Raw genomic sequence first — 21,252 nt, forward strand, 5'->3', positions numbered from 1 at the left:
TTTCACGCGCTTTCTGTTAGCGTTTTTCCAGTGCCAACCGGAGAACGCCTGCATGCTTGAAGAGTTCGAACGCTATCCGCTGACCTTCGGCCCGACGCCGATCGAGCATCTGCCGCGCCTCAGCGCGGCGCTTGGCGACAAGGTGCAGATCTATGCCAAGCGCGAGGACTGCAACTCGGGTCTCGCCATGGGCGGCAACAAGCTGCGCAAGCTGGAGTACATCGTCCCCGACGCGATCGCGTCGGGCGCCGACACGCTCGTCTCCATCGGGGGCGTCCAGTCCAACCACACCCGCATGGTCGCGGCGACCGCCGCCAAGATCGGCATGAAATGCGTGGTGGTGCAGGAGAAGTGGGTGCCCCATTACGATGCGGTCTACGACCGGGTCGGCAACATCCTGATGACCCGACTGATGGGCGCCGACAGCCGCCTCGTCGAGGACGGCTTCGACATCGGCATCCGCCAGAGCTGGGAAGACGCCATGCAGTCGGTGCGCGATGCCGGTGGCGTTCCCTACGGCATTCCCGCCGGCGCCTCGGTGCACAAATACGGCGCACTCGGTTATGTCGGCTTCGCCGAGGAGGTGGCGAAGCAGGAGGAGGAGCTCGGCTTCACCTTTGACTACATCGTCGTCTGCGTGGTCACCGGTTCCACTCAGGGCGGCATGATCGTCGGCTTCGCCGCGCAGGACCGCGCCGACCGGGTGATCGGCATCGACGCCTCCGCGACCCCGGAGCAGACCCGCGCCCAGGTGCGCGAGATCGTCGACAACACCGCGTCCCTCGTGAAGCTCGGCCGGGACGTGCGCGAGGACGAGATCGTCATCCTCAACGATTATGCCTATCCGGCCTACGGCGTTCCCTCCCAGGAGACCAATGATGCGATCCGTCTCGCCGCCCGCACCGAGGCGATGATCACGGACCCGGTCTACGAGGGCAAGTCGATGCAGGGCATGATCGATCTCATCGGCAAGGACTACTTCCCCGAGGGCTCGAAGGTGCTTTACGCCCATCTTGGCGGCGCCCCGGCGCTCAACGGCTACAGCTACTACTACAAGGACGGCTGATCCTCCCCGCCTGCGGCGGCGGCCCCGGCCGCCGCCGTCTTTCTTGCGGATGCGCCGCGCGCGGTTTCCCCATGTCCGCCTTGCCTGATAAGGAAAGGCCCGGCGCATCCGCGCCTGCAAGGGGAAGTCACGGTGGTCGACGGCAAGCATTTCAAGAGCGCGCTCACGCTTCGGCATCTGCGCATCATCGCCGCGCTGTCGGAACTGGGTCTTGTCGCGCGCGTCGCCGAGATGCTCGGCGTCACCCAGCCCGCCGTCTCCAAGCAGATCGCCGAACTGGAGAACCTCGTCGGTGTTCCCATCGTCGCGCGCGACCGCAACCGGCTGCATCTGACCGCCGTCGGCCGTCGGCTCGCCGAACATGCCCGGCAGGTTCTCAACCAGGTGGACCGGGCCGCCTTCGACGTGACCGCCATGGCGAGCGGCGTCTCCGGCGCCGTCTCCATCGGCGCGGTCAGCTCCGTGTCGCCGACGCTGCTGCCGGCGGCGATCACCCTGTTCAAGCGTAGCGCCCCGGCGACGAGCGTTTCCGTCACCGAGGGGCATTTCATCTCGCTTTTCCCACAGCTCGAGGCCGGCACGATCGATCTTCTGATCGCGCGCATCTGGCATCCGCAGGAGCTGCCGGGGATCGAGCAGATGGTGCTGTTTCGCGAACCCGTCGTCGTCGTTGCCGGCGTCGACCATCCGCTGGCGCGCAACCCCGCGCCGCAATGGGCCGACCTTGCCGACAACCTCTGGATCCTGCCGCAGGCGGAGTCCGTGGCGCGCCGGGCGCTCGACGCCTTCTTCGCCGGCAATGGCCTCGGCACGCCGGAAAACACAATCGCTTCCGTCTCGCTGACGCTGAATCTGGAGATCCTGAGACGGATGCCGGCGCTTGGCGTGTTTCCGCAAGGCCTGGCGCAGCGCCACGCGCTTCGCGGTGATCTCGTCGTGCTGCCGCTCGACATCGACGGCCTCCTGTCGGAGGCGCGCTGCTTCTGGCGCCGCGACCAGTTCGAGACCAACGGCACCGCCGAGCTGTTCCTGAATTGCCTTCGCCAGACGACAAGTCAGCTCTGACAATTCCTTTTGGTTATGGCCTCTTGCGGATTACTCATTATTTCTCCCAGGCCCTCCTGTGTAGCCATTAGCAAAATAAAAGATTTTGGAGGGAGGCCCGGCATGACCGGTTCAACGTTCCGTGCCAGCGGTTCCACAGAATGAACGCCGGATCGCTCGTCGAGCTGTCGGCAATCGATCTCGTCAAGGGTTTCGCGTCCGGCGCTTTCACGCCGAGCGATCTCGTCGAGGCCTGCCTGGCGCGCATCGCCGATGTCGGCCCTGCGGTCAATGCGCTGACCGTTGTTGACGCGCAACGCGGCCGCGCCGAGGCTGCCGCCGCGACGAAGCGCTGGCGCGAGGGCAAGCCGCTGGGGCCGCTCGACGGCCTGCCGATCGGCGTCAAGGACCTCCAGGACGCCGAGGGTCTGCTCACCACCCACGGCAGCCCGCGTTTTCGTTCCAATGTGGCGCAGGCTGACCTGCTGATGGTGGCGCGGCTGCGCGCGGCCGGCGCGATCGTGCTGGCCAAGACCAATGTTCCCGAGTTTGGCGCCGGCGGGAACTCGCGCAATCCCGTCTGGGGCGCGACGGGCAATCCCTTCGATCCGCAGCGTCTGGCTGGCGGTTCCTCGGGTGGATCGGCGGCGGCGCTCGCCGTCGACCTGCTGCCGCTATGCACGGGATCCGACACGGGCGGCTCGCTCAGGTTGCCTGCGGCACTTTGCGGCGTCGTCGGCTATCGTCCCTCGGCCGATGTGGTGGCTCATCCGGCACGCCCGCTCGGCTGGTCGACCATCTCGGTGCTCGGCCCGATGGCCCGCGACATGGGTGATCTGGTGATGATGCTCAACGTCATCCAGGGTCACGATCCGGACGATCCGCTCTCGGCCCCCTCCGCCCCGGACCGCTTCGCGCGGATCTCCCCGGCCGCGCTGTCGGGCCTGCGTGTCGGCTACAGCGAGGATTTCGGCGGAGCGGCGGTCGACCCGGGCATCCGCGAGGTGTTTCGCCGCCGCGTCGCCGCCATCGCTCCGCATGTGGCCGAGTGCCGGCCGCTCGACATGAACCTCGGCGACATGGACCGTGCGTTCGACATCCTGCGCGCGGAGAGCTTCCTCGCCGCCTTCGACAAGGTCTTCGCCGAGGCGCCGGAGACCTTCGGTCCCCACATCGCCGCCAACGTCGAGCTCGGGCGGGGCATGAGCCTTGCCGACCGGGCCTGGGCGCATCTGGAGCAGACACGCATCCTGCGCGCCTTCAATGCGCGGATGCGCGAGGTCGACATCGTGCTGATGCCGACCGTTCCGGTCTCGCCGTTCCCCTGGAGCGAGCACTATCCGGCGCAGATCGACGGCCGGACGATGGACATCTACTACCGCTGGCTGTCGCTCACCTATCGCGGGTCCCTGTCCGGCGGTCCGGCGCTGACCCTGCCGGCCGGTCTCGACGGCGAGGGCATGCCCTTCGGCCTGCAGGTGCTTGGCCGGGTACGCGGCGACGAGGATCTTCTGGCCGCTGGGTTTGCCCTCGAGGCGCTGTTGGCGCGCGACCCGGAGACGGCGCGTCCGCGCCCGGATCTTGATCGCCTGCGCACTGCGCGCGCCGACCTCACCTCCATTGTCACCCATCCGGCCGACGGAACGGGCACGCGCCCGGCCGCCGCCGCCGCAACAGCCGTCTGATCGGACCGCCATGTGGGTCGTCGCCCTCGTCTTCGCCGCGCTTCTCGTCAGCGGCACCGCCTTCGCCTACCTGATGGGAGCGGTGTCGGTTGTCTCTTTCATCGCGGCCGACAAGGCCCAGTACCTGTCGATCCTGCCGCAGCGCATCTTCGCGCAGCTCGATGTCTTCGCCTTCATGGCGATGCCGCTCTTCATCCTGACGGCCGAGATCATGAGCCGCGCCGGGGTGACGCGCAGTCTCATCGATTTCGCGCTGTCGCTGGTCGGCCGGTTTCGCGGCGGTCTCGGCCACGTCAACATCCTGACCAGCGTCTTCTTCGCCGGCATTTCCGGCTCGGCCGTGGCCGATGCGGCCGCATTGTCGCGCACCTTCGTGCCGGCGATGGCGGAGCGCGGCTACGACAAGGTCTATGCCGGCGCGATCACCGCCGCCTCCTCGATGATCGGGCCGATCATTCCGCCCTCGATCATCATGATCATCTACGGCGGCCTGACCGGCGCGTCCGTCGCCGCGCTTTTCGTCGCCGGCGTCATTCCGGGCCTGCTGCTCGCCGCCTCGCTGATGGCGCTCAACGCGATCATCGCCCACTGGCGGGGCCATCCGGGCGGCGAGGGAGCGGACATTCCCGCCTTCTGGCCGAGCCTGCTGCGCGCCGCGCCCGCGCTCTGCCTGCCTGTCGTGATCCTCGGTTCGCTGGTTTTCGGCTTTGCCACGCCGACGGAAGGCTCGGCCATCGCCGTGCTCTGCGCGCTCGTGGCCGGGCGCTTCTACGACGGGTTGAGCTGGCGCATGCTGATCGACGCGGTCGAGGCGACGGCCAAGCTCACCGGTACCATCTTCATCATCCTGGCGGCGATTTCCGTGCTCGGCTATCTCGCCGGGCAGATGGGCTGGTCGCAGGCGCTGGCAAGCTGGGTCGAGAGCTTTGGCCTCTCCGGCGCGCGCTATCTGTTCTTCCTGCTCGCGGTCTTCCTTGTGGCCGGGATGTTCATGGACACGCCCGTCGCCCTGTCGCTGCTGGTGCCGCTTTTCGCGCCGCAGGCGCTGGCCCAGGGCATCGACCCGGTTCATCTCGGCATCGTGCTGAGCTTCAATCTCTGCATCGGCCTGATCACGCCCCCGCTTGGCAAGTGCCTGGTCGTGGTGTCGGCGCTGACCGGCGTCAACTACTGGCGGCTTGCCCTGGCGACGCTGCCTTTCGTGGCGGTGCAGGTGCTGCTGCTCGCCGCCCTTGCCTACTGGCCGGAGCTCAGCCTTGCCCTGCCGCGCTTCTTCGGCTTCGCCGTGAACTGAACGTCAACTGGGAGGAATGACCATGAAACTCAAGGCAGTCGCACTCGCCGCCCTGCTGCTCGCCGCCGGCCCCGCCTCGGCGGAGGTGAAGATCGCGCTCGACACCAAGCCGGATCTGGAGACGTCGGGCTCCTACAACTGGGCCCATGCCTTCGGCGAGGCGCTCACGGCCGCCGGCATGGAGGTGCGCGAGATGCCGCGCGGCTCCATCGGCGACGAGGCGGAAAAGCTCGACCAGCTTTCCATCGGCCTGCTCGAGGTGTCGCTGTCCGATGTCCGCTCGGTCGGGCAGATCGATCCCTTCATCTACGGTGTCCGCCTTCCCTACATCTTCGACGACGTTGCCCACATGTACCGGGCGCTGGCGGCCGGCAAGGTGATCGAGACGGTCAACGAGGCGATTGCCGCCCAGGACGTGAAGCTGCTGGCGCTGGTGCCGCTCGGCCCGTCGTCCGGCATCATCACCACGAGCCAGGCGGTGCGCGCGCCGGCCGACATGCAGGGCCTGCGCATGCGTGCCCTCGATGACGCGCAGATCGCGCTCTACCAGTCCTGGGGTGCCGCCGGCGTCATCGTGCCCTGGTCGGACGTTCCGGCGGGTCTGCAGACCGGCATTGTCGACGGCTACCTGAACTCGGCCTTCGTGCCGATCATGTTCGGCCAGACCGACATCGTGAAGAACTTCGCCGATGCGGGGGTCATCATTCCCCTGCGCGCCGTCATGGTGTCGAAGGGCTGGTACGACGGTCTTTCGGATGCGGATCGCGTGGCCGTCGACAAGGCGGTGGAGACCGCCAATGCCGCGACCCGTGCCTGGCTCGATCGCGTCGCGGTGACCTCGCTCGAGGCCCTGGAAAACGCCGGTGTCACCGTTCAGCGGCTGAGCGGCGAGGAGCGGGCCGCTTTCCGTGACCTGTCGAAAAAGGTCTACACCTCCGGGCTGATGCCGGAGGATGCTGTCAAGCGCTGGACCGACCTGACCGACAGCACCCGCTGAGCCGACAAACACCACGGTGGGGGGCCGCACCCCGGCCCGCCGCGAAGCACCCGCTGGGCCGATAAACACCACGGTGGGGGGCCGCACCCCGGCCCGCCGCGAAGCACCCGCTGAGCCGACAAACACCATGGCGGCGGGCCGCACCCCGGCCCGTCGCGACCTGCAACCAAAGAGCCGGGACCCACGAACATGCGACGCCTCGTCATCGGATTGAGCGATGCCATTCACGCGCTGGCGCGGCGTGCCGCCATCCTCGCGCTCGTCATCATGTTCGCCACGGTGATGGTCCAGGTGGTGGCGCGCTACATCTTCTCCGCGCCGCCGGTCTGGACCGAGGATGTCGCCCGCTACATGATGGTGTGGACCGGCCTGCTCGGCGCGACGCTTTCCTTCAAGACCCGCGCCGACGCGGTGCTTTTGAACAGCGTCTTTCCCGCCCGCCCGCGGTTGCTCGGATATCTTGCCGAAGCGCTGCAGAGCGCCGCCGTCGTCGTCTTCGTCGGCCCGGTTCTGTACTTCTGCTTCATCGGTCTGCGCGGCGGTTTCGCCAAGGGCTATCTCGCCCGCCAGGCGGGACTGACGGCCGACACGCTCGGCATCCCGATGGTCTGGATCGCCGCCGCCGTGCCGCTGTCGATGGCGATCATCCTGATCCATCTCGCCGCCCGCTGGGCCGCGATGGGCGAGGAGCCGGCGGCGCGCTGAAGCGGCCCGCCGGCGCCGTTCGTCACGCCGCCCGCAGCGCCTCCTCGGTGCGCGCGGTGACCTTTTTCGCCGCCTCCTCGCGCACCGGGCCATAGCCGCGGATCTCCATGGGGGCGGCGGCGATGTCGCGCGCCGTGTCCGCGCCGAGCCGTTCGTAGTCGGCGGCAATGTCGCGCAGAACGCGCTCGTACCAGCCAAGAAGCTCCCGGTCGAGCTTGCGGTCGGCGGTGTAGCCGAACGGATCGAAGGGCGTGCCGCGCAGGCCCTTGAAGCGGGCCATCGTCTTCAGCACCGGCGTCATCCACGACCCGAAGCTGCGCTTTCCCGGTCGGCCGCGCGCATCGCGCGACGACGGCAGGAAGGGCGGAGCGAAGTGGTAGTTCACCTTGAAATCGCCCTCGAACGTCTCCTTCAGCGTCTCGGCGAAACCCGTTTGCGTGTGCAGTCGGGCGACCTCGTATTCGTCCTTGTAGGCCATCAGCTTGAACAGGGCGCGTGCCGCCGCGGCGATGATCTCCTCGGGTGCTTCCGCCGGCAGCGCCTTGCGAAATTCGGCAAGCCGCGTCCGGTAGCGCTCGGCATAGGAGCGGTTCTGATAGAGGGCGAGGAAGGCGGCGCGGCGGTCGATGATCTCTTCCGTGGTCTCGGTGAAACGCTCGCTCGCGCCAAGCAGCGGTTCGATCCTGTCCGGGGTCGCGGCCATCAGTCGACCCAGGTCGAATGCACGCACGTTCAGCGCCGCCGCCGTGCCGTTGAGCTCGATGGCCTTCATCAGCGCGGTGCGGCCGACCGGCACCATGCCGCGCTGCCAGGCCGCGCCGAGCAGGATAATGTTGGCGAAGATGGCGTCGCCCATCACTTTTTCCGACAGCGTGTTGGCGTCGAGCGACCAGAGGTTTTCCACCCCGACCGTCCGCGCGACGAGCGCCTCGCGCGCCACGAGGTTGAGGCTTGCGTCGCGGTTGAGCACAAGATCGCCGGTCGGGATGTCGGCAAGGTTCATGACCATGCGCGAGCCGTGGCGAAACAGCACCGAGGCCTTGGGCGAGGAGGCGACGACCGCGTCGCAGGCGATGACCGCATCGGCCGAGCCGTTGCCGATCCTGACCTGGTTGATCGCTCCGGGCGTTTCCGCCAGACGCACATAGCCGAGCACCGTTCCGAACTTCTGGGCGAAACCGGTGAAGTCGAGGACGCTGGCGCCCTTGCCTTCCAGGTGGGCGGCCATGGTGATCAGCGCGCCGACGGTGACGACGCCGGTGCCGCCGACGCCGGCGACCAGAAGGTCGAAGGGCTCGTTGAGATCCGGCAGGGCCGGCGAGGGCAGCGTGGCGGCCAGGGCCGCCAGATCGAGATCGAGCGGACCGCGCTTTTTCCGCGTCGCCCCTTCCACCGTGACGAAGCTCGGGCAGAAGCCGTTGAGGCAGGAGAAGTCCTTGTTGCAGTTCGACAGGTTGATCTTGCGCTTGCGGCCGAACTCGGTCTCCACCGGCTCGACGCTGAGGCAGTTGCTTTCGACCGAACAGTCGCCGCAGCCCTCGCAGACGAGGTCGTTGATGACGGCGAACCGGGCTGGATCCTCCATCTTGCCGCGCTTGCGCCGGCGGCGTTTCTCGGTGGCGCAGGTCTGCTCGTAGATGAGGACGCTGACGCCCTTCACCTCGCGCAGTTCGCGCTGCACCGCGTCCATTTCGGCCCGGTCGTGGAAGGTGGTGCCGAAGGGCAGGTCGGCCCCGGAGAACTTGCCGATGTCGTCGGAGACGAGGGCGATGCGCTCCACCCCTTCGGCGCGACAGGTCTGGGCGATGCCGGAGACGCTCACCGGTCCGTCCACCGGTTGGCCGCCGGTCATGGCGACGGCGTCATTGTAGAGGATCTTGTAGGTGATGTTGGTCTTCGCCGCGACCGCCTGGCGGATCGCCAGACTGCCGGAGTGATACCATGTGCCCTCGCCGAGATTCTGGAACACATGCCGGTTGCCGGTGAAGCGCGATGCCGCCACCCAGGGCACGCCCTCGCCGCCCATCTGGGCGTAGCCGGCGGTGTCGCGGTTCATCCAGCTCGCCATGACGTGGCAGCCGATGCCGGAGTTGGCCTGACTTCCCTCGGGCACCTTGGTCGAGGTGTTGTGCGGGCAGCCCGAGCAGAAATAGGGGGTGCGGGTCGCGCCCGGCACGGAAAGCACCGGCGCGGGTGTCGCCGTCAGGGTCCGGGCGCGCTCCTGCAGCTTTTCCTGGGGGAAGAACCGGTCGAGACGTTCGGCAACGACGGGGACCAGCTCCAGCGGGCTGAGCTCGCCGGTCCACGGCAGCAGCGGATCGCCGGCGGCGCGGTGCTTGCCGACCATCTTCTCCGGCTTGTCGCCGGGCCAGTCGTAGAAATATTCCTTGAACTGGCTCTCGATGATGCCGCGCTTTTCCTCGACGACGAGCACTTCCTTCTTGCCGCGGACGAAGGCGAGCGCGTCGCGGCGCGCCAGTGGCCAGACCATGCCGACCTTGTAGATGTCGATGCCGAGCCTGCGGCAGGCGGCTTCGTCGAGCCCCAGCAGGCGCAGCGCCTCCATCAGGTCGAGATGGCCCTTGCCGGTGGTGACGATGCCGAAGCGCGCATCCTCGATGTCGTAGATGCGCCGGTCGATCGGGTTCGCCTCGACGAAGGCCTCCACCGCGTCGAGCTTGGCGCCGATGCGGGTCTCGATTTCCGCGCTCGGCAGGTCCGAGAGGCGTACGTGCAGCCCGCCGGGAGGCGGGGTGAAGGGGGGGATGACGAAGTCGCGGTCGTCGGGAAGGGTGAGGGACTGGCCCGATTCCACCGTCTCGGAGATTGCCTTGAAGCCGACCCAGGTGCCGGAAAAGCGCGACAGCGCCAGCCCGTATTCGCCGAAGGAGAGAAATTCTTCCACCGAGGCCGGGTTGAGCGTCGGCATGAACCAGGACATGAAGGCCACGTCCGACTGGTGCGGCATGGAAGAGGAGACGCAGCCGTGGTCGTCGCCGGCGACGACGAGCACGCCGCCCTTCGGCGCGGAGCCGTAGGCGTTGCCGTGCTTCAGCGCATCGCCGGAGCGGTCGACGCCGGGGCCCTTGCCGTACCACATGGAAAACACGCCCTCGACCTCGCAGCGCGGGTCGAGGCTGGCCTGCTGGGCGCCGAGAACCGCCGTCGCGCCAAGGTCTTCGTTGACCGCCGGCATGAAGTCGATGGCCGCCTGCTTCAGCGCGTCCTTGCAGCGCCACATCTCCAGGTCGACGCCGCCGAGCGGCGAGCCGCGATACCCCGAAACGAAGCCGGCGGTGTTGAGCCCGGCCTCCCGGTCGCGCCGCGCCTGGTCGAGGAGCACGCGCACCAGAGCCTGGGTTCCCGTCAGGAACACCCGACCCGACCGGCGCGTGTAGCGGTCGGCAAGGCGGTAGTCGTCAAGCTTTCGGTCGCTGTCGCTCACGGCAAGACCCTCCCGGAATGTGTGCATCTGGTGAGGGTGTCGCAGGATAGGCGAAAAATCAGACCAAATATCTGGATCATTCCGCGATTTCGTGACAATTCATGTCGGGAAAATCATATATCTTGAAAGATATTATCATGGAAGAAATCGCCAGAACCGACCGGCGTATCCTCGAGCTTCTGCGCCGCGACAGCCGCATTTCCAACGCCGATCTCGCCCGCGAGGTGGGGCTGTCGCCGTCCTCCTGCTGGCGGCGGGTGCGCGCGCTGGAAGAGGCCGGCGTCATTCGCGGCTACGGCATCTCGATCGACGAGGAAAAGCTCGGATTGGCCTTCAAGGCGGTTGTGCATGTGCATCTGACGCGCCACGATCCCGAGCAGCTTGCCGGTTTTATCCGCGCCGTCCAGACCAAGGACGAGGTGCGCGAGTGCTACGCGACCACGGGGCAGGCCGACTATCACCTGGTTGTTCAGTGCCGCGATCTTGCCGCCTACAATCGCTTTCTCGAGGAATTCCTGTTCCGCCTGCCGGCGGTGGCGAGCGCCCAGACCAACCTCGTGCTCAGGAACATCAAGACCCGCGAGATCCCCTGACGGGGGGGAGCCGTCGGGTGCCCTGGGACGGCCTTCGCCGGGGGACTTGCTCGCCGCCGGCCGTTTCGCCGGCTACGGTCGGCGCAAGCGGCTTAGGGCGCGCGGGCGCTGCATTGATGTGCAATCGCGCGACAGAATTTCGAAAATCTGTACGAAAGATTGGGAAAATTGGCCATGACGTCACCGCTCACCGGCATCCTGCCCGTCGCCCCGACACCCTTCCACGACGACGGCCGCGTCGATGAGGAGGGCATGCGCCGCGTCATCGACTGCATGATCGACCAGGGCGTCGACGCGATCTGTATCCTGGCCAACTACTCCGAGCAGTTCCTGCTGAGCGACGAGGAGCGGGCGCGGCTGATGAAGCTCGGTCTGGAACACACCGCCGGCCGGGTACCGGTGATCGTCACCATCAGCCATTTCAGCACCGACATCGTCGTCGGTCGGGCGCGCGATGCCGAGGCCATGGGCGCGGCCATGGTGATGATGATGCCGCCCTACCACGGCTCCGGCCTCTTTCCGGCGGCGCAGGGCATCTTCGAGCACTTTCGTGCCGCGAGCGAGGCGATTTCGATCCCGATCATGGTGCAGGACGCGCCGCTGTCCGGCGTGACGCTTCCGGTCGAGCTGCTGGCCCGGCTTGCCCGCGAGCTGGAAAACGTCAGCTACTTCAAGATCGAATGCCCGTTTGCCGCCGACAAGCTGGCGGCGCTGATCGAGGCGGCGGGCGACCACATTCTCGGACCCTTCGACGGTGAGGAGGCCGTGACGCTGCTGGCCGATCTCGACGCTGGCGCGACCGGTTCGATGACTTCGGCCATGTTCCCCGACAGGATCCGGCCGATCGTGACCAACTACCTTGCCGGCGACACCGGGGCCGCGCTCGAACAGTGGACGCGCTGCCTGCCGCTCATCAACCACGAGAACCGGCAATGCGGCCTGCGGGCGACCAAAACCGTCTTTCGCGAGGGCGGGGTGATCCGCAGCGACGCCGTGCGCCATCCGCTCAAGCCCTTGTCGGACCGCACGAAATCACGCCTGCTCGAGCTTGCCCGCGACCTTGACGTGCTTGCCCTGACCTGGGGGCGGTGAAATTGGGCCCGATGAAGTTGGGTCAGGTGATCGGGTGACGAGACCGCCACAACGAACGAACCTGCGCGCGACGATGGTCTTAGTTTTGATCCGGAAACCGGCCGCCGCGCCGCGCCGTTCAGGTGGCCGGAGCCTCCGGCGTGTCGTCCGCGCGCGCCTGGGGGGCAAGGAACAGGCGCAGCCGAGGCACGACGAAATCGAGGAAGGTGCGCACCCGCTGCGGCATCCGTGCGCCGCCGAGATAGACGGCGTTGATCTCCTCCTCGTCGCGCTCGACCGCCCCGGCGAGAACCTCCACCAGCCGTCCCGCCTCAAGGTCTTCGCGTGCGTGATAGTCGCCGAGCCGGGCGAGGCCGACTCCGGCGAGCGCCATGCGCCGCACGGTCTCGCCATTGTTGGCAAGCAGCGCGCCGGAGACGGTGCGGTCGACGATGCGGCCGCTTTCCGTCAGCGGCCAGACAGGGTCGGCGCGGCGAAAGTTGAAGCCGAGGCAGTTGTGCCGGGAAAGATCCTCCGCCCGTTGCGGCGTTCCGTGGCGCTGGAGATAGGAAGGCGCGGCGACGATCTTGCGATGGGCCACGCCGATGTGCCGCGCGTTCATGCGCGAATCCGGCAGCCTGCCGGTCCGGAAGGCGACGTCCGTCCGGTCGAGGTAGAGATCGACGATCTCGTCCGACAGCGACAGGTCGATGACGATGTTGGGGCAGTCTCGCCAGAACGCCGGCAACAACGGCTCGAGGCCGAGCGTGCCGAGCGCGACGGAGGCATTGATCCTGACCGTGCCGCCCGCCGCCCTGGCGCCCTGCGACAGCTCGCGCTCGATCTCCTCGATCTCGGCGAGCACCGCCTGGCTGCGCTCATAGTAGGTCTCCCCCTCGGCGGTCAGCAGGAGCCGGCGCGTCGAGCGCTCGAGCAGGCGCACGCCCATGCGCGCCTCGATGCGGGCGACGAGCTTGCTCACCGTCGAGGGCGCCATCCGCATCAGCCGCGCCGCCTCGGAGAAACTGCCGGTCTCGACGACGCGCAGAAAGACCTGCATTTCGCCTGCACGATTGTCCATCATGGGGCCCTTTGGTGAATTTGTTTCACAGATAATGTGCCTGGCGAGCGGATTATCAAGCCGTTTCCGCACGACTATCTTCCGGGCAACGAAACGAGCCGGCCCGGCTCAGCCCCGCCCGCACCGTCGGGCGCGAGAGCGGGAGCCACCGGCTGCGCGGCGTCTGACGACAGGCGCTGCGGGGATCTGGAGAAATCATCATGCAAACGGTCAACGCCCCTGGCGCGGCCATGCCGGCGCCGCACGCGCGCTGGGCCCTTCTTGCGCTTGCCATCGGTGCCTTCGGTATCGGCACCACGGAATTCTCGCCGATGGGCCTGCTGCCCGTCATCGCCGAGGGCGTGGATGTCTCGATCCCGACGGCCGGCCTGCTTGTCAGCGCCTATGCGGTCGGCGTTCTTGTCGGTGCGCCGGTGATGACGCTCGCCTTCAGCCGTTTCGGCAAGCGCACCGCGCTGATGCTGCTGATGGGCATCTTCACGCTCGGCAATGTCATGTCGGCGCTGTCGCCGGACTATCTGACCCTGCTGGCCTCCCGCCTTGTCACCAGCCTCAACCACGGGGCTTTCTTCGGGCTCGGCTCGATTGTCGCCGCCAGCATGGTGACGCGGGAAGAGCGCGCCGGCGCGGTGGCTGCGATGTTCATGGGCCTGACCATCGCCAACATCGGCGGCGTGCCGGCGGCCACCTGGATCGGCCAGCAGGTCGGCTGGCGGATGGCCTTCGCCGGAACGGCCGTCCTCGGCCTCGTGGCAATCGCGGCGCTGGCGCTGGCGCTGCCGCGCGATGCCGCCGGCGGGAAGCCGGAAATCCGCCGCGAGTTGAGCGTGCTCATGCGCCCCGACGTCCTGCTGGCCATGGCCACCACGGTGATGGGGGCGGGGGCGATGTTCTCGCTCTACACCTATGTCACGGCCTCGCTCGAGGTCCTGAGCGGCGCATCCGCGAGCTTCGTCACCCTGGCGCTGGTGCTGATCGGGGTTGGCTTCACCATCGGCAACTGGCTCGGCGGGCGGCTGTCGGTCTGGTCGCTCGACGGGGCGGCCGCGGTCTTCCTCCTGGCGCTTGCCGCGATCATGGTGGTGCTGCCGCTGCTCTTTGCCAGCCAGGTGGCCATCGCCCTTGGCCTGCTCGCCTGGGGCATCGCCGCCTTCGCCATCGTGCCGCCGGTCCAGACGCGGGTGATGCATGCCGCCGAGGATGCCCCGGCGCTGGCCTCATCGATCAACGTCGGCGCCTTCAACCTCGGCAATGCGCTGGGCGCGGCGGTCGGGGCGGCCGTCATCCGGATGGGGTTCGGCTACGAGGCCATTCCCCTCGCCGGGGCGCTGCTGGCCGCCTCGGGCCTGGGACTGCTCCTGCTCGGCAGGCTCCGCGCCCGCGCCGTCGTCGCCTGCGACGCATGAGCCGGCCGCTTCGAACCGCGGCGTGACCGATCAGGCCCGGCGCCTTGCGCGCGCCGGGCCTGATCGGTCAGTCCGGCAGGGCGACGGGGCCGAGACGGGGATAGAGGTCGCCCGGGCCGGGGTTCCCGGCGGGCGTCTCTCCCCCGAAGTGATGCATGATGCCCCAGACCGCGTTGAGCGCCGTCTGCACGGCCCCTTCCACCCAGGCCGGGGTCCAGCTCACCCCGTCGCCGGCCATGAAGATGCCGCGCTGCTCGACCGGCAGAGCCTCCTGCATGAAATGCCCGTACATGCGGTGGTTGTAGCGGTAGTGCCCGGGCAGCGCGCCCTTGAATGCCCCGAGGAAATTCTCGTCCGCCTCCCAGCTCACGCAGATCGGATTGCCGCGAATGTGGCTGGCGATGTCGACGCCCGGGTAGATCTGGCGAAGGGCGGAAAGCGCCAGTTCGACACGCTTCTCCGCCGGCAGCGGCAACACCTTCAGCGCGTCGGTCATCCAGGCGTAGGACAGGCAGATGACAGCAGGCTTGTCGGGCCCGTTGTCGAAGAGATAGGTGCCGCGCGTGAGCCGGTCGGTCAGTGTCATCGACAGCAGCGGCCGGCCGGTGGCCGGGTCAAGGTCCTTCCAGAACGGCCGGTCGACCATGACGAATGTCTTGGCCGCCTGCATGTAGCGCGTGCGGTCGAGCGCCATCCAGAGCTTCTGGTCGAACAGGGCTTCCTCGACCTCGATGGCGGTGGTCATGAGGTGGCTCTGGCAGGTGACGAGCACCGCGTCGTAGCTGTCGCTTCGCCCCCACTGATCGGTGACGGCCAGTGCGCCGGGCCGGCCGGAGGCGTCCGTCTCGCGGCGGATGCGCACCGCCCGCCCGCGCGTCGCCCCGCCGTTCAGCGCCGACAGGCTGGTGCCCTGAGGCCAGTGGGCGCAATCCGCCGGAAGGCGCCACAGTCGCTGCGGCATCTGCTCGACGCCGCCGACCACATAGCGCTGATTGTCGTCGAGTTCGGTCAGGTTGACGCGCAGGATCTCCAGCATGGAATTGGGGAAGTCGGAATCCCAGCCGCCAGTGCCGAAACCGACCTGGCCGAAGACCTCCCGGTGGTGGAAGGAGAGGGCGCGGAAGGCCGAGGAAGAGGCGATGAAATCGTAGAAGGTGCGCTCGTCCCAGTCGCGCACCAGCGGGTCCCAGATCGCCTTGATGCGCGCCGGGTCGCGCGCCCGGATCGCGTCCTGAAGCCCGGAAAAGCGGGCGATCTCCTCGAGCGCCGCGTGATAGGCGGTCGACACCTGCTGGTAGAGCTCCGGCAGGTCCCCGGCGCTGCGGGCGAACAGCGTCCGTCCCTCCAGGTCGATCACCGTCGAGCCGGCTGCGGGCGTCAGCGGATTGGGAAACGGCTCGCTGCGGCATCCGAGAAGGTCGAGATAGTGATAGAAGCCGCGCGAGGACACCGGAAAGCGCATGCCGCCGAGCTCCGCGATCACGTCCTGCGTACCCTCGAAGGTTTCCGAGCGAAGCCGGCCACCGAAACGGCCCGATTCGTAGAGGATCGGCCTGAGCCCGAGCCGCATCAGCTCGTATCCGGCGACAAGGCCGGCCGCGCCCGCGCCGATGATCGCCACTTCCGCCCCGTGCCGCGCCGCGGGGATGGTGCCAAGTCCGTCGGGGTGCCCGAGCCAGTCGTCATAGGCAAAGGGAAAGTCGGGGCCGAACGCGGTGACCGGATGCATGGGGGCTCCTTGGACGGGCAGGTGGGAGTGGTGGGTGTGGGCCGGCGGCCGATGGCTCCATCCTATGAAATATGTCATTGTCGGGCCAACCGTTTCCGGAAGGCCGAAGCATGAAACTGGCGTTGTATCAGGGACCCTCCGCCGATGGCGACGTGGACGGGGCTTTCGCCCGGCTCGAGCACTGGCTGCGGGTTTCGGCGCTGGCGGGCGCACGCATGCTGGTCATGCCCGAGCTGTTCCTGCCGGGGTACAACCGCCCGGACCTGCACCGCGCGCTGGCGCAGCCGCTCGATGGCGACTGGATGGCACGCGTTGCCAACCTTGCCCGCGTGGCGGGCTGCGGCGTGACGCTCGGCTGGGCCGAGCGCGCGGGTGCGCGCATCTACAATTCCGCCTCCGCGTTCGATGCCGGCGGGAAGATGCTGGCGCATTATCGCAAGATCCAGCTTTACGGGGCGATGGAGACGGCAGGTTTCGCCGCCGGCGACAGGGCGCCGGCGGTCTTTCCGCTCGAGGGGCGGCGCGCCGGGTTGCTCATCTGCTACGACATCGAGTTCCCGCATCACGCGGCCGCGCTGGCGGGAGCAGGGGCCGACCTGCTGCTGGTGCCGACGGCCAATCCGCGTGGCTATGAGCATGTGCAGCAGGTGCTGGTGCCAGCACGCGCGCATGAAAACCGCGCGTGCGTCGCCTATGCCAATTACTGCGGATCGGAGGCCGGGCTTGTCTATGGCGGTGGTTCGGTGATCGTCGGCCCCGATGCCCGCGTCGTGGCCTCCGCCGGGGTGACGGAGGCGCTGCTGATCGCCGAGCTGCCGGGTGCGGAGGATCTTGCGGTGGAGGGCCTGTCGAACCAGGCGGCGGATCGGCGCGAACCCGTTCGGGAGTAGGGTCGGCACAAGCGGTCCGGGCTCGGGCCGCGCGGGCGCTGGGATGCGCCCGCGCGGCGCGGATCAGGTGCTGATGATGACCTTGAGCGCCTTGGTCTCGGCGGCATTGGCAAAGGTGTTGTAGGCCGCCTCGCCCTCCGCGAGCTTGAAGCGGTGCGTGATCAGCAGCGTCGGGTCGATCTTGTTCGCCGCGACGGTCTTGAACAGCATCGGAATGGTCGCGGTATCGACCAGACGCGTGGTGATCGCGATGTTGCGGTCCCACAGGGCCTCCAGATGCAGGCTGGCGGGCTTGCCATGAACGCCGACGTTCGCGATGACGCCGCCGGCCGCGACCAGCCGCTCGCAAAGCTCGAATGTCGCCGGTATGCCGACCGCCTCGATGACCGTGTCGACACCGGCGCCGTCGGTCAGCGCCATCACCGCTTCGACCGCCTTGCCGTTGGAGCTGTTCACCGTCTCGGTGGCGCCAAAGCGCCTGGCGATCTCGAGCCGGCTGTCGTCGAGGTCGATCATGATGATCGATCCGGGCGAGTAGAACTGCGCCGTCAGCAACGCCGCCAGACCTATCGGACCCGAGCCGACGATCGCGACGGACCCGCCCGGCTGGACCTTGCCGTTAAGGACGCCGCATTCGAACCCGGTGGGCAGGATGTCGCTCAGCATCACCAGCGCCTCTTCGTTGGCGCCTTCGGGGATGTGGTAGAGGCTCATCTCGGCGTGAGGCGTGCGGACATATTCGGCCTGGGTGCCGTCGATGGAGTTGCCCAGGATCCAGCCGCCGGTGGTGCAGTGCGAGTACATCTGCTTGCGGCAGAACCCGCAGGTGCCGCAGGCGCTGACGCAGGAGATCAGCACATGGTCGCCAGGCTTGAATGAGGTGACCGCCGCCCCGACGCTGTCGATCACGCCGACACCCTCGTGGCCGAGAATGCGGCCGGGCGTCGCCGTCGGCACATCGCCTTTCAAGATGTGCAGGTCGGTGCCGCAGATCGTCGTATGGGTGACCCGCACGATGGCGTCTCCCGGATCCTTGATGACCGGCCTGGGGCAGTCCTGCAGCTTGATCTGTCCGGGCGCGGCATAGACCATCGCCTGCATCCTGGCGGCGCCTTCGCGCTCGCCCGCCGATGCGGCTCCCGCGGAACGGGGCGCGGCCGGCTTCGATTTGAGGGTCGAGTTCATGACGGTTCTCCATGTGACAGTCGTGGAAAGGGCAGCGCCGGTCCACGAAAGATCGGCAGTTGCGAGAGGGCGCTCGCACTGCAGGCCGGAGTGTTGCCCGCCATGACGCGGCGCGCATTGATCTATATTGGTGGTGGTGGTGGAATTGTCCGATACGCTGGCTTCAGACAACCAGGACCGCGGCGCCTTCGAAGCGGCCGGCGCGAAGATCGGCCACGGCCTCGTTGCCTTGCGAAGCGGACAGGTCAGCGTCGGCGCGAGGGGCAGTTTCGTCCAGCCCGCCGTTGCTCGACAAGCGCCTTGAGCCGCCAGGCGGCAGCGCGACCAGCGCGCCATGCGGGACGGACCAACCTGCATCAGTATGGAGCGGGGGCGAGGATGCCATGATCGCGGCGGTTCACCGGGTTTCGGTGGGCATGTGCCTGGCAAAGGAAAATACCATGGACAAGGATCGGGTGATCGGCTCCGCGAAGGTTGTGAAGGGCAAGTTCAAGACCGCCGTCGGAAAGGCGACCGGCGACGCGAAGCTCGAAACGGAGAGCAAGGCCGACAAGATCGAGGGCAAGATCCAGAATGCCGTCGGCAGCATCAAGGACGCCGTGCGCGACGCGTAGCAACCGCGGAGCGATCCGCAAACGACGAGACGGGCCGCGCGGCTTGAGCGCCGGCCCGCACCCTCATGATGCCGCTGCATGTCCGATCTCAGCTGAGGACGCAGCGGCTTCCTGCAACAGGAGAATGCGTCATGTCACTCGGCACAATTCTGGTCATTGTTCTTATCATCTTCCTTCTTGGCGGGTTCAGCGGGCGCTTCGGCGGCTATGGCTACGGCTTCGGGCATTCCGGCGTCGGCGTGCTTGGGGCCGTGCTGATCGTCGTCGTCGTGCTGATGCTGCTTGGCCGGCTGTGACGGCAACCTGAACTCCCCGTCCCACCCGAAAACAGGCCGTGCCCCTGAAGAAGCGCGGCCTGTCCTTCCGCGCCATGCGCCTGGATCGATCCGCCCGGGAGCGGGAACGAACCTGCGCCAGAACTGGTGATAGAGCGCGGCGGCCACATGCAGCGCATGGAACAGCCAGTGGACAATTCGCCCCGCCAGTTCGAGGGCTCCGCTTGAAACGGGCCGCGCGTGCCGTTTCTTTTCCGGGCGCGATGCCTCGGCTACGCTGCGGTGGATGTCGGACGGGGCGGCCGGGCGGAGGGCACGGCCTTCGCGTCGCCGGCTGTTCGCCCCGGCTCGATCCGCAGCGCCCTGAGCGCGTTCAGGATCACCGCCACGTCGATCATTTCCTGCAGCAGCGCGCCCTGCACGGGCGTCAGGTACCCGAAAGCCGCGGCGATCATGCCGAGGATCGACAGACCGATCCCGGCCACGACGCTCTCGACAGCGATCCGGCGCGAGCGTTGCGCGATTTCGATCCCCGGCAACAGGCGGTCGAGGTGATCGACCAGCAGCACGACATCCGCCGCCTCCGCCGAGGCGGCCGCTCCGCGCGCGCCCATGGCGACCCCGATGTCGGCGGCGGCAAGGGCCGGGGCATCGTTCACCCCGTCGCCCACCATCATCACCGCGCCGTCCTCGCGCTCCGTCAGGACCAGCAGCACCTTCTGGTCCGGGGTCAGATCGGCCCGGAGGGCGTCCAGGCCGAGCCCCTCGGTCACCGCTTCGGCTACGGCGCGGCGGTCGCCGGTTGCCAGAATGATGCGGCCGATCCCCAGCCGGCGCAGCCCTGACAGCAGCTCCGCCGTACCCGACCGCAGCGCATCGGCCATGACGAGATGGCCCGCGAGCTTCCCGTCGACGCCAAGCGAGACGACCACGGACCCGGCCTCGAGAAGCGCGCTTCCAGGATCGTCGGCGCCGACCTGCGCGGCGACGAAATCCGCCCCCCCGACGACGACCGTTCGGCCATCGACGGTGCCGGCAACGCCTTCGCCGGGCGTTTCGACCACGTTTTCGGGAGCCGGCAATGCGGCCCCGCGCGCCTGCGCAGAGGTGACGATCGCCTGCGCGATCGGGTGTTTCGACGCCTGGTCGAGCGCGGCGGCGAAATACAGGATCTCGGCTTCCGACAGCGCGCCATATGTATCGATGGAGACGATCTGAGGTCTTCCATCGGTCAGCGTGCCGGTCTTGTCGAGGATCAGCGTCTTGATCCGTGCCAGCGCCTCCAGGGGCTTCGCCCCCTTGATCAGAACTCCGAAATGGGCAGCCCGCGAAAGCCCGGCGACAAGCGCCACCGGCACGGCAAGGATCAGCGGACAAGGGGTCGCCACGACCAGCACCGCGACCGCGCGGATCGGATCTCCGGTGAGCCACCAGGCCGCCGTCGCCAGCACGATCGTCACGGCCAGGAACATCAGGGAATAGCGGTCGGCCAGCCGGGCCATCGGCGCCTTGGAAGCCTGTGCCGCCTCGACCAGCCGGACGATGCCGGCATATGTGCTGTCCGCCGCCCGCCGCGTGACCCGAAGATCGAAGGCATCCCCGGCATTGGTCGAGCCGCTCATCACCTCCTGCCCGCGCGCCAGCCGCACCGGCATGGACTCGCCCGTCAGGGCCGCCTGGTCCAGCATCGCGTGCGCGCTCTCGACCGTGCCGTCCACCGGTGCCACGTCACCCTGCCGGATCAGCAGCAGGTCGTCCGGCGCGATGTCATCGAGCGGGACCTCGTCGAGCGCGCCATTGCGGTGTCGCGTGGCCGTGCGGGGCACGCGCGACAACAGATCGCTCATCTCGCGCCGGGCGCGCCCTTCGGCGAAGCTCTCCAGAAAGGTTCCGCCCGAGTACATCAGCGCGACCACCGAGGCCGCCAGCGTCTCGCCGAACAGCAGCGCCGCCGACATCGACAGCGCCGCCACGATGTCGAGTCCGACCTCGCCCTGCGCGAGACTTCGAACAATCTCGATGATGAGGGCCGCAAGTATCGGGATGACACCTGTCGCCCAGGCCATGGCGGCAAGGTCCGGTTGTCCGGCCAGCCACAATCCGAGACCCGACAGCAGGCCGAGCAGTGCGATGGCCAGCAAGGCGACTTTCAGGCGATCTTGAAACATAGGG

Annotated in this window: 17 protein-coding genes; 12 read left to right on the plus strand and 5 right to left on the minus strand. The window is 67.8% G+C overall.

What is annotated here, in order from left to right; all coding sequences use genetic code 11:
* Positions 1-52 precede the first annotated feature (52 nt).
* From ACN0WF_RS07095 to ACN0WF_RS07120, 6 genes are all read left to right on the plus strand, one after another.
* A complete protein-coding gene (locus ACN0WF_RS07095) occupies positions 53-1,066 on the plus strand; it encodes a 1-aminocyclopropane-1-carboxylate deaminase (RefSeq protein ID WP_417772104.1) in 1,014 nt (337 codons plus the stop codon).
* 132 nt (positions 1,067-1,198) lie between these two features.
* Positions 1,199-2,131 carry a LysR family transcriptional regulator gene (locus tag ACN0WF_RS07100; RefSeq protein ID WP_417772105.1) on the plus strand — a complete coding sequence of 311 codons (933 nt, stop codon included), beginning with the start codon at positions 1,199-1,201 and terminating at the stop codon, positions 2,129-2,131.
* Positions 2,132-2,271: 140 nt separating this feature from the next.
* Complete coding sequence (locus tag ACN0WF_RS07105) at positions 2,272-3,795, plus strand: amidase (RefSeq protein WP_417772106.1); 1,524 nt, start codon at positions 2,272-2,274, stop codon at positions 3,793-3,795.
* A 10-nt stretch (positions 3,796-3,805) separates the two neighbouring features.
* Positions 3,806-5,089, plus strand: coding sequence for a TRAP transporter large permease (locus ACN0WF_RS07110; RefSeq protein ID WP_417772107.1), 1,284 nt, complete (start codon positions 3,806-3,808; stop codon positions 5,087-5,089).
* Between the two features lie 22 nt (positions 5,090-5,111).
* A complete protein-coding gene (locus ACN0WF_RS07115; RefSeq protein WP_417772108.1) occupies positions 5,112-6,086 on the plus strand; it encodes a TRAP transporter substrate-binding protein in 975 nt (324 codons plus the stop codon).
* Positions 6,087-6,275: 189 nt separating this feature from the next.
* Complete coding sequence (locus ACN0WF_RS07120) at positions 6,276-6,791, plus strand: TRAP transporter small permease (protein ID WP_417772109.1); 516 nt, start codon at positions 6,276-6,278, stop codon at positions 6,789-6,791.
* Between the two features lie 22 nt (positions 6,792-6,813).
* Here the strand turns inward: ACN0WF_RS07120 and ACN0WF_RS07125 are convergent, their stop codons facing one another.
* On the minus strand, positions 6,814-10,236 hold the full coding sequence (locus tag ACN0WF_RS07125) for an indolepyruvate ferredoxin oxidoreductase family protein (RefSeq protein WP_417772110.1): 3,423 nt from the start codon (positions 10,234-10,236) through the stop codon (positions 6,814-6,816).
* Positions 10,237-10,373: 137 nt separating this feature from the next.
* Here ACN0WF_RS07125 and ACN0WF_RS07130 point away from each other — a divergent pair, with 137 nt between their 5' ends.
* Positions 10,374-10,829: an Lrp/AsnC family transcriptional regulator gene (locus ACN0WF_RS07130; RefSeq protein WP_417772160.1), complete on the plus strand. Its 456-nt coding sequence runs from the start codon at positions 10,374-10,376 to the stop codon at positions 10,827-10,829.
* Positions 10,830-11,003: 174 nt separating this feature from the next.
* The gene (locus tag ACN0WF_RS07135; protein WP_417772111.1) at positions 11,004-11,921 is read left to right on the plus strand and encodes a dihydrodipicolinate synthase family protein; all 918 of its coding nucleotides are present in this window, start codon (positions 11,004-11,006) and stop codon (positions 11,919-11,921) included.
* 118 nt (positions 11,922-12,039) lie between these two features.
* On the opposite strand, the gene ACN0WF_RS07140 is transcribed toward ACN0WF_RS07135, so the two are convergent.
* Positions 12,040-12,981, minus strand: a complete 942-nt coding sequence (locus ACN0WF_RS07140) for a LysR family transcriptional regulator (RefSeq protein ID WP_417772161.1) — start codon at positions 12,979-12,981, stop codon at positions 12,040-12,042.
* A 200-nt stretch (positions 12,982-13,181) separates the two neighbouring features.
* Here ACN0WF_RS07140 and ACN0WF_RS07145 point away from each other — a divergent pair, with 200 nt between their 5' ends.
* Complete coding sequence (locus ACN0WF_RS07145; protein ID WP_417772112.1) at positions 13,182-14,387, plus strand: MFS transporter; 1,206 nt, start codon at positions 13,182-13,184, stop codon at positions 14,385-14,387.
* Positions 14,388-14,454: 67 nt separating this feature from the next.
* Here ACN0WF_RS07145 and ACN0WF_RS07150 read toward each other — a convergent pair whose 3' ends face one another.
* On the minus strand, positions 14,455-16,116 hold the full coding sequence (locus tag ACN0WF_RS07150) for a flavin monoamine oxidase family protein (RefSeq protein ID WP_417772113.1): 1,662 nt from the start codon (positions 16,114-16,116) through the stop codon (positions 14,455-14,457).
* A 110-nt stretch (positions 16,117-16,226) separates the two neighbouring features.
* Between ACN0WF_RS07150 and ACN0WF_RS07155 the strand changes: the two genes are divergently transcribed.
* Positions 16,227-17,006, plus strand: a complete 780-nt coding sequence (locus ACN0WF_RS07155; protein WP_417772114.1) for a carbon-nitrogen hydrolase family protein — start codon at positions 16,227-16,229, stop codon at positions 17,004-17,006.
* A gap of 63 nt (positions 17,007-17,069) precedes the next feature.
* On the opposite strand, the gene ACN0WF_RS07160 is transcribed toward ACN0WF_RS07155, so the two are convergent.
* Complete coding sequence (locus ACN0WF_RS07160) at positions 17,070-18,107, minus strand: zinc-dependent alcohol dehydrogenase family protein (RefSeq protein WP_417772162.1); 1,038 nt, start codon at positions 18,105-18,107, stop codon at positions 17,070-17,072.
* A 524-nt stretch (positions 18,108-18,631) separates the two neighbouring features.
* Here ACN0WF_RS07160 and ACN0WF_RS07165 point away from each other — a divergent pair.
* Both ACN0WF_RS07165 and ACN0WF_RS07170 read left to right on the plus strand, forming a co-directional pair.
* Positions 18,632-18,805, plus strand: coding sequence for a CsbD family protein (locus ACN0WF_RS07165; RefSeq protein WP_417772115.1), 174 nt, complete (start codon positions 18,632-18,634; stop codon positions 18,803-18,805).
* 131 nt (positions 18,806-18,936) lie between these two features.
* On the plus strand, positions 18,937-19,101 hold the full coding sequence (locus ACN0WF_RS07170) for a DUF3309 family protein (RefSeq protein ID WP_417772116.1): 165 nt from the start codon (positions 18,937-18,939) through the stop codon (positions 19,099-19,101).
* A 251-nt stretch (positions 19,102-19,352) separates the two neighbouring features.
* Here ACN0WF_RS07170 and ACN0WF_RS07175 read toward each other — a convergent pair whose 3' ends face one another.
* Positions 19,353-21,248 carry a heavy metal translocating P-type ATPase gene (locus tag ACN0WF_RS07175; RefSeq protein ID WP_417772117.1) on the minus strand — a complete coding sequence of 632 codons (1,896 nt, stop codon included), beginning with the start codon at positions 21,246-21,248 and terminating at the stop codon, positions 19,353-19,355.
* Between the last annotated feature and the right edge of the window lie 4 nt (positions 21,249-21,252).

It is taken from the genome of Stappia sp., from assembly GCF_048268045.1.
Lineage (GTDB): Bacteria > Pseudomonadota > Alphaproteobacteria > Rhizobiales > Stappiaceae > Stappia.